The organism is Streptomyces sp. NBC_00454 (genome assembly GCF_041434015.1).
Classification (GTDB): domain Bacteria; phylum Actinomycetota; class Actinomycetes; order Streptomycetales; family Streptomycetaceae; genus Streptomyces.
The window spans coordinates 3220025-3232940 of record NZ_CP107907.1 but is presented as its reverse complement, the minus strand read 5'-3'; the positions used below and the strand labels follow the sequence as shown (position 1 = coordinate 3232940).

At 68.5% G+C, this 12916-nt stretch carries 12 protein-coding genes and 1 pseudogene; 8 read left to right on the top strand and 5 right to left on the bottom strand.

Going from position 1 to position 12916, the window contains the following annotated elements; genetic code table 11:
- Window positions 1-48 precede the first annotated feature (48 nt).
- Complete coding sequence (locus tag OHU74_RS14850) at window positions 49-1134, top strand: permease (protein WP_371616344.1); 1086 nt, start codon at window positions 49-51, stop codon at window positions 1132-1134.
- 93 nt (window positions 1135-1227) lie between these two features.
- Here the strand turns inward: OHU74_RS14850 and OHU74_RS14845 are convergent, their stop codons facing one another.
- Window positions 1228-1584, bottom strand: a complete 357-nt coding sequence (locus OHU74_RS14845; protein WP_371616343.1) for an ArsR/SmtB family transcription factor — start codon at window positions 1582-1584, stop codon at window positions 1228-1230.
- Between the two features lie 276 nt (window positions 1585-1860).
- Between OHU74_RS14845 and OHU74_RS14840 the strand changes: the two genes are divergently transcribed.
- Complete coding sequence (locus OHU74_RS14840; RefSeq protein ID WP_371616342.1) at window positions 1861-3120, top strand: pyridoxal phosphate-dependent aminotransferase; 1260 nt, start codon at window positions 1861-1863, stop codon at window positions 3118-3120.
- On the opposite strand, the gene OHU74_RS14835 is transcribed toward OHU74_RS14840, so the two are convergent.
- From OHU74_RS14835 to OHU74_RS14825, 3 genes are read right to left on the bottom strand one after another with little or no spacing between them, the layout of a single operon-like run.
- Window positions 3117-4475 carry a hypothetical protein gene (locus tag OHU74_RS14835; RefSeq protein ID WP_371616341.1) on the bottom strand — a complete coding sequence of 453 codons (1359 nt, stop codon included), beginning with the start codon at window positions 4473-4475 and terminating at the stop codon, window positions 3117-3119. The genes OHU74_RS14840 and OHU74_RS14835 overlap by 4 nt on opposite strands.
- Before the next feature lies 1 nt (window position 4476).
- Complete coding sequence (locus OHU74_RS14830) at window positions 4477-5010, bottom strand: NUDIX domain-containing protein (protein ID WP_371616340.1); 534 nt, start codon at window positions 5008-5010, stop codon at window positions 4477-4479.
- Between the two features lies 1 nt (window position 5011).
- Window positions 5012-6367: a tetratricopeptide repeat protein gene (locus tag OHU74_RS14825; protein ID WP_371616339.1), complete on the bottom strand. Its 1356-nt coding sequence runs from the start codon at window positions 6365-6367 to the stop codon at window positions 5012-5014.
- Between the two features lie 194 nt (window positions 6368-6561).
- On the opposite strand from OHU74_RS14825, the gene OHU74_RS14820 reads away from it, so the two are divergent.
- A complete protein-coding gene (locus tag OHU74_RS14820; RefSeq protein WP_371616338.1) occupies window positions 6562-7311 on the top strand; it encodes a hypothetical protein in 750 nt (249 codons plus the stop codon).
- A gap of 90 nt (window positions 7312-7401) precedes the next feature.
- Here OHU74_RS14820 and OHU74_RS14815 read toward each other — a convergent pair whose 3' ends face one another.
- Window positions 7402-7902, bottom strand: coding sequence for a hypothetical protein (locus OHU74_RS14815; RefSeq protein ID WP_371616337.1), 501 nt, complete (start codon window positions 7900-7902; stop codon window positions 7402-7404).
- 148 nt (window positions 7903-8050) lie between these two features.
- Between OHU74_RS14815 and OHU74_RS14810 the strand changes: the two genes are divergently transcribed.
- The 5 genes and pseudogenes from OHU74_RS14810 (at window position 8051) to OHU74_RS14790 (ending at window position 12848) form a co-directional block, all read left to right on the top strand.
- Entirely contained in the window at window positions 8051-8962 is a 912-nt protein-coding gene (locus tag OHU74_RS14810; protein ID WP_371616336.1) for an aminoglycoside phosphotransferase family protein, read from the top strand.
- Window positions 8963-9655 (top strand): class I SAM-dependent methyltransferase, encoded by a 693-nt coding sequence (locus OHU74_RS14805; RefSeq protein WP_371616335.1) that lies wholly within the window; start codon window positions 8963-8965, stop codon window positions 9653-9655. It abuts the gene before it with no gap.
- A 14-nt stretch (window positions 9656-9669) separates the two neighbouring features.
- A pseudogene (locus OHU74_RS14800) lies at window positions 9670-10185 on the top strand (HAD domain-containing protein); the annotation flags it as partial.
- A 192-nt stretch (window positions 10186-10377) separates the two neighbouring features.
- Window positions 10378-10809, top strand: a complete 432-nt coding sequence (locus OHU74_RS14795; RefSeq protein WP_371616334.1) for a hypothetical protein — start codon at window positions 10378-10380, stop codon at window positions 10807-10809.
- Window positions 10806-12848: a hypothetical protein gene (locus OHU74_RS14790; protein WP_371616332.1), complete on the top strand. Its 2043-nt coding sequence runs from the start codon at window positions 10806-10808 to the stop codon at window positions 12846-12848. The genes OHU74_RS14795 and OHU74_RS14790 overlap by 4 nt, the downstream gene beginning before the upstream one ends.
- Window positions 12849-12916: the final 68 nt, after the last annotated feature.

The window sequence follows — 12916 nt, the reverse complement described above, 5'->3', positions numbered from 1 at the left end:
AGAGTCTGATCCATCGACAGCCGTCTATGAGTTGAGTTGGAGCCTCCCGTGCTTGACACCGTCCTCGACATCCTTGGCCGTACGGCCTCGGACGTCGGCCACTCCATCGCCGCGAACTGGCCGTTCCTGCTGATCAGCGTCATCGTGGCGTCGGCCATCCCGGTGTACATCGGAGCGGACCGACTGTCGTCCTTCCTGCGCCGCAAGACCCTGATCGCGATCATCGGCGCGATCATCCTGGCGACCCTGACCCCGTTCTGCTCCTGCGGCACCACCGCGGTCGTTCTCGGAGCCCTCGCCTCCGAGGTTCCCTGGGCCCCGGTCGTCACCTTCATGGTCTCCTCGCCGATGACCAGCCCCGAGGAGTACGTGTACTCCATAGGCCTGTTCGGCTTCGACTTCGCGACCACCTTCTTCGTCGCCGCCATGGGCATCGGCCTCTTCGCCGGTGGTGTGACCTGGCTCATCGAGAAGACGGGCTGGCTGAAGGGCCAGGCGCGTGTCACGGCCAGCCAGGCGTCCAAGAAGGTCGAAGAGGGCGGCTGCTGCGGCCCGGAAGGCGACGAGGAAGCGACCGGCGGCATCGCCGGCGGCGGAGTGAGCGCTGGCACCCCCGCGGGTGGCGGTGGCGGCCTGGCCCGCACCGCGCTGCTCAACCGCCCCATCGCCCCGGCCCCCGCACCCGCCCCGGCGCCGGTCGAGGAAGACACCCTGGTCAAGCGCTGGAAGCTCGACGAGTTCGGCCGCGAACTCGCCGTCACCAGCAAGCGCCTGGCGCTCTACTTCCTCGGCTTCGCCACCCTCGGCTTCCTGGTGATCAACTCGATCCCCACCCACGTCCTGACCGGCTTCCTCGGCGAAGGCAACGCGTTCGCCGTCCCGCTGGCCGCGCTGATCGGCATCCCGGTCTACCTCAACTCGGACGGCTCGCTCCCGCTCGTCGCCACCCTCATGCAGGGCGGCATGGCCCCCGGCCCCGCCATGGCCTTCCTGATCACCGGCGCGGGTACCAGCGTCGGTGCCATCTCCGGCATGCTCCTCATCGCCCGCTGGCGCGTGGTCTCCCTGGTCGTCGGCATCCTCTTCTTCAGTGCCTGCGTCATGGGCTTCCTCGCCCCGCTGTGGCTCTCCTGATCCACCCGGCCTGAGGGCCAACGCAACAGACGGCAACGGCCCGCCCCCTGCTCCGGGGCGGGCCGCAGCCATGTCAGGGGTGGCCCCCCGGGTTCAGCAGCTTTGCCCGGCCGGCGACTTCATCACCGTCAACTGGCCAATGAGGGAGTCCAGTCGATCGGAGCGCACCTGGTAGTACACCTCGCTCGCCCGCCGCTCGGACGTCAGTACGCCCGCCTCCCGCAGCTTCTTCAGGTGATGGCTGATCGTGGGTCCCGAGACGGAGAACTCTGCGGCGATCTCGCCCATGCAGACCTCGCCGGCCGGGCAGCAGGCCACGATGCTGGCGATCCGAAGCCGCACCGGGTCGGCCAACGCCTTGAACGCGGACGCCAGGTCCACCGCCTCGGCGGCAGTGAGGGGCTCAGGGCAGCAGGTCATGGGTATCCCGGCAGGTACAGGCTCGATCATGCGCACAATCTGACTGATCAGAGCCCTCTCCGTCCAGATCTGCCCGAGAGGCGGGACGCGCCGCCACCAAACCCATTGACGCTTGTCTATGCGTGATGGCATTCTCAATCCATAGGCACTCATCGATGAATTGTGACGGCTGCGCCGAAGTCGGCGACTCCGTAAGTCGATCCGACGAGTTCCGCCGCGCCCGGGACTCCGCGATCGCCTCCTACGGCGTCCACATCCGACCCGCCCCCCCTCGCGCCCGCACCCGATCCCACCCCGAGGAATGCCGTGAATACCGCAGCGCCCGCCCCCGAAGAGACCAGCCGCATCCGCATGGCGCTTCGGGCGGAAAACGTCCCGCCGTCCGCGACCGCAGCCCTGGACGCCCAGGCGAAGACGCTGATCGCGCTCGGGGTGGACGTCATCAACCTCACCAGCGGCGAACCGGCCTTCCCGACCGTCGAACCCGCCGCCCAGGCCGCCACACAGGCCATCGCCGAAGGCTTCACCCGCTACACCCCGGCCGCCGGCATCCCCGAACTCCGAGCAGCCGTCGCCGTACACCTCAACCGTCACGGGACCACGTACGAACCGTCGGCCGTGGTGGTCACCGCAGGCGCCAAGCAAGCCCTCCACTACGCCTTCACCGCTCTCCTGAACCCGGGCGACGAGGTCATGATCCCCGCCCCGTACTGGGTCAGCTACCCCCACCTCGCCGCCCTGGCCGGCGGCACTGCGGTCCCGGTCCACCCGTCCCCGGACGCCGGCCTCAAGGTCACTCCCGACCAGCTCCGCCGGGCCGTCACCACCCGCACCCGTGTCCTCCTCCTCAACAGCCCGGCCAACCCGTCCGGCGTCGTCTACAGCCGTGCCGAACTGGCAGCCCTGGCCGAGGTCGCCGTCGACCACGACCTCACGATCATCAGCGACGAGATCTGCGACCACTGGGTCTTCGGCACCGCCGCCTTCACCTCCGTCGCCGCACTGTCGGAGGAGATCGCGGCCCGCACCCTCACCATCGGCGCCGTCTCGAAGACCTACGCGATGACGGGCTGGCGCATCGGCTGGGTGGCGGGCCCGACCCCGGTGGCCCGGGCCATCACCGCACTCCAGAGCCACACCGCCTCGGCCCCCTCCTCCATCGCGCAAAAGGCAGCCCTCGGAGCCCTCACCGCAGACCTCACCACCGAACTGGAACACCGCCGCCAGGCCCTGGACGCCCGCCGCCTGACCACCATCAAGGCCCTCACCGACACCCCCGGCCTGGAAGTCGGCGGCATCCCCGAAGGCGCCTTCTTCCTCCTGGCCGACGTCTCCGCCACCTACGGCCGCACCCACGCGAGCCGCACCATCACCTCGGCCGCGGACTTCGCGGAACTCCTCCTCGCGGAGGCCAACGTCGCGGTCGTCCCCGGCGCCGACTTCGCGGCCCCGCACCACGTCCGCATCTCGTACACGGTCCCGCCGGACCGCCTGGAGGAGGCGCTGACCCGCATCGCGGACTTCGTGGGGGGCCTCGCCCCTACGGCGGAGCGCGTCCTGGGCTAGGACCAGGGAGTTTGTGAGACCTCGCCCTGCCAGCCGCCCATCCGAGCCAGATTGCGGTGGTCCCCTTGGTAGCCCAAGGACTCCAGGATCAGCAGTGTGAGGTAGTGCCTGGCCAGCAACCATGCGTCAACGACGACGCGCTCGCGGCCGTAGATTTTCTTCTGCGACTCCTTCGGATGAACGAGGCTGTTGCGTACGCGAGTGAGTGCCTCAGGGCCGTCGAGCGATGATCCGTCGCTGCTCTGGCTCTCGTTGGCGAACTGCGCCAGAGCCGGTAGCTGGGAGGAGTCGATCGAGGTCGGGACGTTGATGTCCTGCAAGATGCGCCGCAGCCGGGCATGGGCGTGAAAGGAGTCGTACCCCTTCCGATTCAGGCTGGCCTCAACGTGGAGGCGCTGCCACATCACGTGTTCCAGTCCCGCCGCACCGATGATGACGCGCTGCTCCACGAAGCCTTCGCCGCTGATCGCAGTGATCGCGTAGTTGATCTGAAGGCGCAGCGACTCGGCTCTGGCGGGGTCGGCGTATGCCGGTACGAGCCCGTCCAGGAATCGGCCCAATGGTGCCGGATCGAGGGGCTCCCACCATCCGTCGGAGAAGTTGCGAGCGGGATCGCAGTGCATCACTCGCCATTCCTCCCACACGACGCGTCCGTCCGCGGCGAACCCGACGGGGAGCATGGGGGCAACCCATCGGCCCAGGGAGAAGGAGAGGCCGATGTGCAGGGCCGTCAGGACGTGCCTTGCGCGGGCAGTGGTGAAGTCACTCCCGTCGCAGCGGCTGATCTCCATCACGTGGGTCATGGCGTAGACCTTGCTGCGGCGCAGCTCAGGCCAGATGGCCTTGTGGTCCGGCCTGATGTCGAGAGTGATGCGCCAGCCATCGACTTCGTGCATCCAGCGGCTTCTTGGCCGTACCCGCTCCTGACCCTCGACTCCGGCGCTCAGGTGGTGCTGACCTTCGAAGCGCGGCAGGTTGAACCAGTGAGCCAGCATCCGGGTGATGGGGGTCTCCGGGTCTCCAAGGGTTGCTCCGTTGGAGCTGCCCTCGGATCCGCGTGTGTGAATGTCCATCGGAAAGTCTCCGTAGGGACGGCGGAGGAGTAGCGGATCGGGCTCGTTGAGGTCCGGCATCAGGTTCGGCCAGCTAGACGGGGTTGGCGTCACCCTCCAATCGAGGCTCAACCTTGGAGCGCACGACAAGGTGACTTCCCCAGGCAAGTCCTTCTCCTCCACTCCACCGATATCACCTGCGTGGAGGACGATCGGAGCACCGATGTCGTTGAAGGGGTGGAACGGCTGGATCGGCGGCTCTGCGGTGGGCCCTGGTGGATCGGGAGCGGCCTTGTTGTCCATCTCAGCGCCAACCGTTGAGAGAGACCTCGGGGCCGTCCCCAAGGTAGGAACGCAGGGCGCTTCCCGTTGTGGGCACGAACTCCTGGGGCAGGCGGTCGGTGGAGGTCCAGCGCACCTGCGCATGCTTGCGGGGTTCGCGGTTCTCCGGTTCGCCGGTCCACTCGTGTGTGGCGAATACGACGGTGAGGAAGCCGTTGGGAGCTTCGACGCCCCATGCGCCGTGGATGATGTGGGCGACCTTGAGGGACTCCGGCTTCACCGTGAGGCCCGTTTCCTCGTAGAGCTCGCGGACCGCAGTAGCGGTGATGGGCTCGCCCGGCTCGCTCTTGCCTACGGGCAGGTCCCACATGCCCTGGGCGAACTTCGCGTTCTCGCTGCGCTGGAGGAGCACAACGCGGTTCGTGGTCTGGTCGTGGACGATGACGGCCGCGACCAGCAGGGTCATCGATTCGAGCGCCGACTTGAGCGCAGGGGAGCGGTCATCGGTCTGCTGAGTCACGGAGCATTTCCCTTCGTCGGGCGGGTTGTTGCGCATGTTAGGCGAGGGCCTCGCGAGCGCGCCGCGCAAGATCGGCGGCGCCGGGGACGCGGCGGCGCTGGTAGACCGCGAGGGTGGAGCGGATCGAGGAGATCGCCTTGCGGGTGCGGTCCGAGGTCATGCCCTCCATGAGCACCAGAGCCTGGGTCCAGGCCGCGACCGCTTCGTCGGCGCGGGCCTGGGCGGCGAGGCTGTCGCCGAGGTCGGCGTGGGTGAGGGCGTGAACGCGTTTGTACTTCTCCGGGTCCCAGCGGGTGAGGGCGTCGCGGTGTTGTTGCTCGGTGCCGATGTGGTCATCGAGGTCGGTCAGTGTGCGGGCGGTGTGGCTGGCCACGGTGCCGGCTGCCGGTCCGCTGACACGGGAGAAGCTGGGCTGGGGCCCGTCCTCGCGTAGGAGGGCGTCTTCGGCGGCAAGGAGGGCACGTGCGGCCGAGGGGCTTTCGCCGACGGCTGCGTAGGCGCGGGCGTGGGTGATGTGGAGGAGCGCTTCGGTCTGGCCGTCGACGTGGCCGAGGCCGCGGGTGAGGGCCCCTTCGACGAGGTCGACGCAGTGGTGGGGTTGCTTGAGGCTGAGGGCCTGGTGGGCGAGGGCGCGCATCATCCAGGCGGCGTGGCCGTGGGGGTCGGCTTCGCAGGCGAGCTGGTAGCCGACCTGGTAGTAGCGCTGGGCGGCGCCCTCGTGGCCGAGGTCGTGGTGTTTCCAGCCTGCGAGGTAGGCGAGTTCGGCGACGGCACCGAAGGCGGCCTGGCGTAAGGATTCTGAGGGGAACCGTCCGCGGAGCATGGGGGCTGCGGTGTCGGCGAGGTAGGCGGTGACGGTGGTCAGGCCGTGGCCGCCGCCGAGGCGTTCGTCGGCGGCGCTGAAGGCCGCGGTGATCTGCCGTACGACGTCGATGTCGTCGCTGCCGACGAGGGAGCGGGCGGTGCGGGCGCGGAGCATGCGGGAGGTGGCTTCGTGGTCGTGCAGGAGTGGCATGGCCACGCCAGCCGTGGTGAAGGCGGCGATGGCCAGGAAGCGACGGCGTTCGACGTCCGCCCGGCCGAGGTCCGTGACCGTGGTGACGGGGTCGGTGTCCGGTGGCGACTCCGTGTCGGGTGAGCGGAGATCGAGCTCGGTCTGGGTGACGACGCGGCCCAGCCGTCGGGAGAGGGCTTCGGCGAGGTACTGCCCTGCCTGGCCTGACGGCGCGCGGGTGCCATTTACCCAGTGGGAGATGGCCGACTTGTTGGTCTGGAGCAGCTCGCCGTTCTCGGCGGCGATGCGGCGCACGTCCTTGGCGAGTGCCTCGTACGTGCACCCTGCGGCGTTGATCGTGTCGCGCAGGCGTGGGTTGGGGTTGTTCGGCGCTGGCACGATCTCCTCCGCTCGGGAGCTGTAAACCGCGTATACCGCTTGGCCTCGGTCACACCGTACCCACTCTGTGTAGCGGGCGGTTCACTTGTCGACAGCCGCCCCACTCTCGGGCCGGGCGGCCCCCAAGTTCCGTACGCCCTAACGGGCTCGGGCATTCCTATGCCCCGGCCCGGACGATCAGAGACGGAGAAACGGTGACCACCATCGACACCGCGACCATCACGGTCGAGCTGCCCGACGCCTTCGACCCGCGCTGGAGCCGCCTGCCCGGCATCCAGGTGGACGGCCGGCGCATCACCATCGACCCGGCCGAGTACTTCTTCCGCTTCGAGTCCAACACCTGGCTCGTCGCCGACTGGGAGCTGGTCAAGGCCCAGCTCCTCGACGTGGACGAGACGACCGAGAGCGCGGTCGAGCAGCTCGCGCTCGACTTCATCAAGAACCACGGCGAGTCCACGTCGGATGCCGCCCGCGTGCTGGCGACGGCGTACGGGGTCTACTCGTACCTCTTCCGCGAGGAGCACCTGACCGGCCTCGGGCTGCCGCAGATCACCGCCGATCACCTGCGCATGCTGCGCGAGGCGGCCACGCTGATGGCGCTCAACAAGGTCGAGCTGGACGGCCACATCTCCAATGTCGGCCCGTGTTGGTTCTTCCCGGCCGCCACTTCCGTCGTCTTCGACCTGGACGACGCGATGGGCGGAATGCTGGACGAGGTCTACCACGGCGGCTGGTTCAACGAGCACCGCCGTATCGAGTCCATCAAGGCCCACACCGCGCTCGGCGGTCGGCTCGTTCACGGTTGCCAGTCGGTGCCGAACCAGTCCGGCGGGGTCGTCGCGCCCTACGGTGCCTCGATGGCGAACTTCCGTGACGACCTGGCCGAGTTCAAGGCGGGCTGGATCGAGCAGGTCTACGCCTACCGCGTGACCGCGGCCGAGTAGAAGCAGCCCTGCCGTTCATGTCGCCCGACGCTCAGCCAACGGCCGTTTCGGGCGACGTGATGGCGCCTCTATGAGGAATCAGTGCCCCTGCTAGTCGATTTCGAGGTTCTTGAGTCGAGCCTGGGCGTTGTTCTTCCGTGGACGGTAGACCGTTCGACCAGGCCGTTGCAGCTGTTCGTAGAGGCCGTCACGGAGGTCCGTACGGCCGAGAACCTTCTTCGACCACTCCACGCGGCGCGTATGGGAGGCACGCTCTTCATCGAGCGTCGACCGGTACTCGTAGGGGCCGACGACCACCGCGATGGCGAAACCCTCGTCTCCGGGGAGGGGGGTCAGGATCCTGTGGCCGACCTCCATGTCATCCCGGAAGCTCACTATCTGCTCTCGCCAGATCCGGATCTTGCCGGGTGTCTTCTCCCCGACCTCGGGGATGAGGCCGGGCGTGCGATCCAGCAGTTCTTCAATCGCGTCAGCGGACAGCCCCTCGAAGGAACCCGTGCCCTGAAAGTTCATGGAGGTGATGCCCTGTTCGCGGACCAGGCCTGTTCGTTGACGGCGAGCCCCCGCCTTGTTTACCCATGTCACCGTCATGCCGCCGCCTCCCATAGCTCTCACTCCTTACGGACCACGGTAGTTGGCCGGCCGTCGGCCGGGTGCCTTGCGGATCACTTCCATGAGACGCCCGGCCCGGTTGATGAAAGCTGCCAACTGGCTCCCCTGCTAAGCGAAGGACACCTCCATGGACCAGAGCACCACAGTCCAGCTCCTCGACAGCCTGTGCAGCCTCACGGGGCAGCCCATCCCTGAGCGCGAGAAGATCCGCGTCTGGGGCATGTCCGGCGTCGAACGCGTCACCTTTACCGACGGCACCACCGCCGTCTTCAAGTACGCCAAGGAGCCCTTCGACCGCGAGGCCCCGGCTCTGCGGGTGGCCCACCAGCGCGGACTCCCGGTCCCCGAGCTCCACGCCACCGCCATGCAGGACAAGTGGCTCGGGATGCTCATGGACGACCTCGGCACCCCCGTGCGGGACGCCGACGACCTCGATGGCGTCGCCGCCGCCGTGATGCTCCACGCCGCCCGCCCGGCGGGCGGGCTGCCCCTTCTCGACGGCGCGGGCCTCGCGGCCCTGCCCGGCCGAGCCCTCGATCACCTCCAGAGGCTGCGGAAGTCCGACCGGTGGACTGACTGCGACGACATCGAGACCGCCCTGGGGAAGGTCTCCGCTGCGGCCGATGCTCGCGTCCAGGGGGCGACGCTCGACCCGTTCGGCTGGGTGCACTCCGAGTTCCACCCCACGAGCGTCCACATCGGGGAGAACGGCTGGCACCTCCTCGATTTCGCCCGCTCCTTCACCGGCCCGGGCCTGATCGACCTCGCCTCGTACCACGGCACCACCGACGCGCCGAGCCCCATCCGGCTGCGGGTGCTCCTAGAGCAGTATGTCGTCGCGGGCGGGCATGAGGACGCCCTCGCCGCCCGGGGCGGCCTGGCTGCCGAGGCGTGGGCTCTGGGCTGGCACCGCATGTGGGCGGTGGAGTGGTTCATGGAGCAGGCCATCCGCTGGATCAACGACCCGGCCAAGGACCCCGCCTACATCCCCGTCGTCCGCCGCCACCTGAACGACGTGGTCCAACTCCTGGAGGTCTAGGTGCTCGCCCAGGTCTCCCCCTGGTACGCCCACGCTGCCCAGCGCATAGCCGCTTCCCCTGCCCATGCGCTCACCGCACCGGCCCGGATGGAATGGAGCACCCACGCGGGCCTCGGTCCCGGAGCAGAGATTCTGGGACGGGACCTGCGCGGCAAGCGCATCCTGGAGCTGGGCTGCGGCCCCGGCCACAACGTCGCCCACCTCGCCAAGCACCACCAGGCCCGCGTCACCGGAGTGGACCTGGTCGGACTCCAGATACGCCGTGCCCGCTCCCACTACGGCCACCTCGACGGCGCCACCTTCACTGCCGGCCATGCCCTTCACCACCTGCAGGCCACAGGCCACACCTTCGACGCGATCTACTCCGTCTTCGGCGCCGTCGGCCTCGTCGCCCCCGAACTCCTGCTCGACGCCATTTCCCGGCGCCTCAAGCCGGGCGGTGTCCTGACCTTCTCCGTCCCGCACCCGGCACGGGCCGGAAGACATCCATCCACGGACGACCGTCCGCGCGAGGACTACGTCACCATGCCCGACCACACCCGACTACCCATCGCCCGATGGGAGTTCGACGCCCGCTGCTGGGCCGCACACCTCGCGCGTAACGGCCTGCGCATCACCTCGGCGTTGGAGCTGCGTCACCCTCACCGCGACCCGTGGCCGACCACCCTCCTGATCACCGCCCGCAAACGCTGACCCCGGAGGCACCGATGACCCTGCCCTACCTGCTCCTGGACATCGACGGCGTCCTCATACCCTTCCCGGCGGCAGATGGCAGCACCCCACCCACCCACGTCCGCCACACCGTCCTGCCCACTGGCCGGCACCCCGACGATCCCGTCCCCATCTGGCTCGACCCCAGTCAGGGCCCGGTGCTCACCGATCTCGTGGCCAGCGGCCTCGTCACCCCGATTTGGTGCACGAGCTGGCGCAAGGACGCCACCACGATCATCGGGCCGCTCCTGGGCCTCCCTGACTTCCCCTACCTCGACCTCCCCCGCCCCCACATCACCACCAGCCACCCCAACGGCTACCTGTGGAAGCGCGACCACGTCGACCCCTGGCTCGGCAGAGCCCCCGCCGTCTGGATCGACGACGACTTCACCGTGCTCGACCACGACTGGGCCGCCGAACGCACCGCCCGCGGCTACCCCACCCTCCTCGTACAACCTGACCCGTACATAGGCCTTCTGCCGGAGCACATCGTGGCTATCCGTGACTGGGTGGAAGGCGCCACCAACCGAACGCAGGCGCCGATGTTCGGGCGCCCGGTGGTGCCCCATGCGGGCGGTGACGGCGACTACTGTTTTCGGTCGCGTAACGCAGTGAACTCGCCTAGTTTCTCTCCGCGTTCATGAAGAGGCGATGCAGGGGAACGGATGGGGCTTGTCACTGTTGCCGCACGGGAGGGGACGGCCTTGGACGTATCCGGAGAGCTGGCGACTGTGGGGGTGGCGGGCGCCTCGGCGCTGGTCGCAGCCATGATGTCGGATGGGTGGCGCGGCGTCAGGGACTGGGTGGCGCGCTTGCTCGGCCAGGGGCAGGGGGAAGCTGAGGCGCGCCACGTCGCCCGGCTGGATCGCGACAGGGAACTGCTGGCGGCTGCTCCGGAAGGCGAGGACCGGTCAGGGGCGGTATTGGCGTCCTGGACGGTTCGTTTGCAGGATCTCGCCGACGAAGATCAAGAAGCGGGCCGCGCGCTGCTGGAGTTCGTCAACCGGTGGAGGGAGCAGAACCCCGAAGCCGCGGAGAAGGCGTCCGTGGTCCGGCAGAGTGCCAAGGCCAGCGGCAAGGCCCGGATCAACCAGGTCGGTGGCAGCCAGACCGTCATCAATCCGGGGCGCTCATGAACGAGGGTGAGCCGGGGTCGGGGGAAGGCGTCCATCAAGAGGCGGAGGCCTCAGAAAATGCCCGGGTCACGCAGGTGGCAGGTGACTACGAGGAGCACCACCATAAGTACGTCCGCGAGTGGCAGTACCTGAAAGCGGTCGGCATCGATGCGGACGAGATCGCTCTCGTCGAGAGTGAGTACGTCCACGCGGCGCCGGCCAGCGGCCAGGAAGGACCGGTCGCTCGGGCGACCCGGCTGCTGAAGCGTCCGGCAGGCCAGCACAGTGTGGTGGTGCTGACTGGTGAGGCAGGATCGGGACGGCGGACCACAGCTCTGCGCGTTCTGCGGGACGTGGGTGTGAAGGGCGACAACATTCGCAGCCTGCTCCTGGACTGGGATCGCCCGCGGACCGAGCAGATCCCGTCCACGCCTGACCACGGCTTCATCCTGGACCTGTCGGGATACAGCATCCTGCCTGCTGACTTCTATCAGGGGCTGAGTAGCTATCAGAAGGACAGTGCTGCCCGTGGGACGTACCTCGTCATCCTGACCACGGCTGAGGCATGGAGGCCGGGCACGCGGGCGTCGGTGCCGCGTGTCGACCAAGTGCAGCCCTCGGCGATCGAGGTTGCCAGGGCCCACCTCCGTTACGTCAAATCCGACCGGCTCGAATGGCTTGGCGACGGTACGGATCTCGCCGGTCTCCTAGGGCCGACGACGCAGCCGTCTGACGCGGTCCGGCTCGCCCGGATCGTCGCCGAGGGCGAGCCCGGTGGCGAACAGAACGCCAAGGGCGAGTTCGAGAACTGGCAGGACCACCTCACGGACTGGTTCAACCTCCACGAAGGCGTGGAACATCTCCGTGACCGGGCCCTGCTGATCGCCACCGCACTCCTGGAGGGCTTGCCGGCCGGAGTCGTGATGGCTGCCGCGGACAAGCTCTTCAACCTGGTCGAAGGAATCCTTCCACCAGGCGGCCCGCTGGCCGGTCCGGATCTTCAGGTCCGCCTGGACAACGTCGGCGCACGGCGGGTCGGAGGGGACGGCCTGTCTCTGAGCAAGGACCGTCACGGGCTGCACGAAGCGGTGCTGTCTCATGTCTGGTCGCAGCGTCCGCCCCTGCGTGAGGTGCTGCTGCGCTGGGCCTCGGATATCACGGCTCAAGGTGGTGTCGCTGGAAAGTACAGGGAGCGAGTCGCCGAGGCGATCACTCGTCTGGCCGCCGGACCTGGAGGGCAGGCGGTCCTGGGCATCGTCAAGGAGTGGACCGCCATGGACAGCGCCGCCCACCGCAGGCTCGCGGTGGGCGTCCTGGAAAACACGGCGACCCACCCGGGGATAGGCGTGGCGGTCCGCAAGTACCTCTATGACACGGCCAAGCAGAAGAACATTGCTGAGGCACAGGCCATGACGGTCGCCGAGGTCTGTGCGGGCAGCCTGGGGCACGCCTTCCCGCGGGTAGCGCTCACCAGACTCCGGCTCTTGGCCTCTCGCGCTGATCGCAGTGGCACTGACGCCGTCGCCCAAGCCATCCGCACGCTGGCCCAGGATCCCGGACTGCGGGATCTTGTCATCAGCGAGATCGTCGGGTGGGCTGAGGACGACGACGACCAGATCAGGCAGGCCGGGGCAACTGCCTTCCTCGCTCTGACCAGCCTGGCCGGCGAGCATCCCATCGCCCTGTCGCTCGTGGGCGAGCCGGGCGCGATGGATCTGGCGATCGAAGACAGTTTGTTCGTACGCGGCTGGCGAGCTGCATGGCGGCAGGCCTCCGAGAGGGCTGTGGAGTCACTGGCCGCCTGGCTGGACTCTTCCGCAGTACCGGAGAGCCAGTGCATCGACATTGCTGAAGCCGTCCTCAAAGGCACCCTCGGAGCCCCAGGGGTATCGAACCTGCTCGTGGGAAAAGAGGGTGTCACCACGAGCGCCGGGATTCGGCGCCGCCTCGTCCTGCTCGAACGGCTCCTTCCTTCCGCGCTGCCCGAACCCGCCCCCGCAGCCGCGGGTGGGGGCCCTGCAACCCCTGCCTCCGGAGTAGCTGACGCCGCGACCGTATGAATTTCCTGCCCCGTCGGTTCGGACGTCCGAAGCCGCCGCCGGCCTCAACCGGCCCGGCGGCGGCCTCG

Coding starts and splice junctions, on each gene's coding strand:
- OHU74_RS14845 (WP_371616343.1), bottom strand. CDS start 1,584: ATGATCGAGCCTGTACCTGCCGGGATACCCATGACCTGCTGCCCTGAG.
- OHU74_RS14835 (WP_371616341.1), bottom strand. CDS start 4,475: ATGGACAACAAGGCCGCTCCCGATCCACCAGGGCCCACCGCAGAGCCG.
- OHU74_RS14830 (WP_371616340.1), bottom strand. CDS start 5,010: ATGCGCAACAACCCGCCCGACGAAGGGAAATGCTCCGTGACTCAGCAG.
- OHU74_RS14815 (WP_371616337.1), bottom strand. CDS start 7,902: ATGACGGTGACATGGGTAAACAAGGCGGGGGCTCGCCGTCAACGAACA.
- OHU74_RS14810 (WP_371616336.1), top strand. CDS start 8,051: ATGGACCAGAGCACCACAGTCCAGCTCCTCGACAGCCTGTGCAGCCTC.
- OHU74_RS14790 (WP_371616332.1), top strand. CDS start 10,806: ATGAACGAGGGTGAGCCGGGGTCGGGGGAAGGCGTCCATCAAGAGGCG.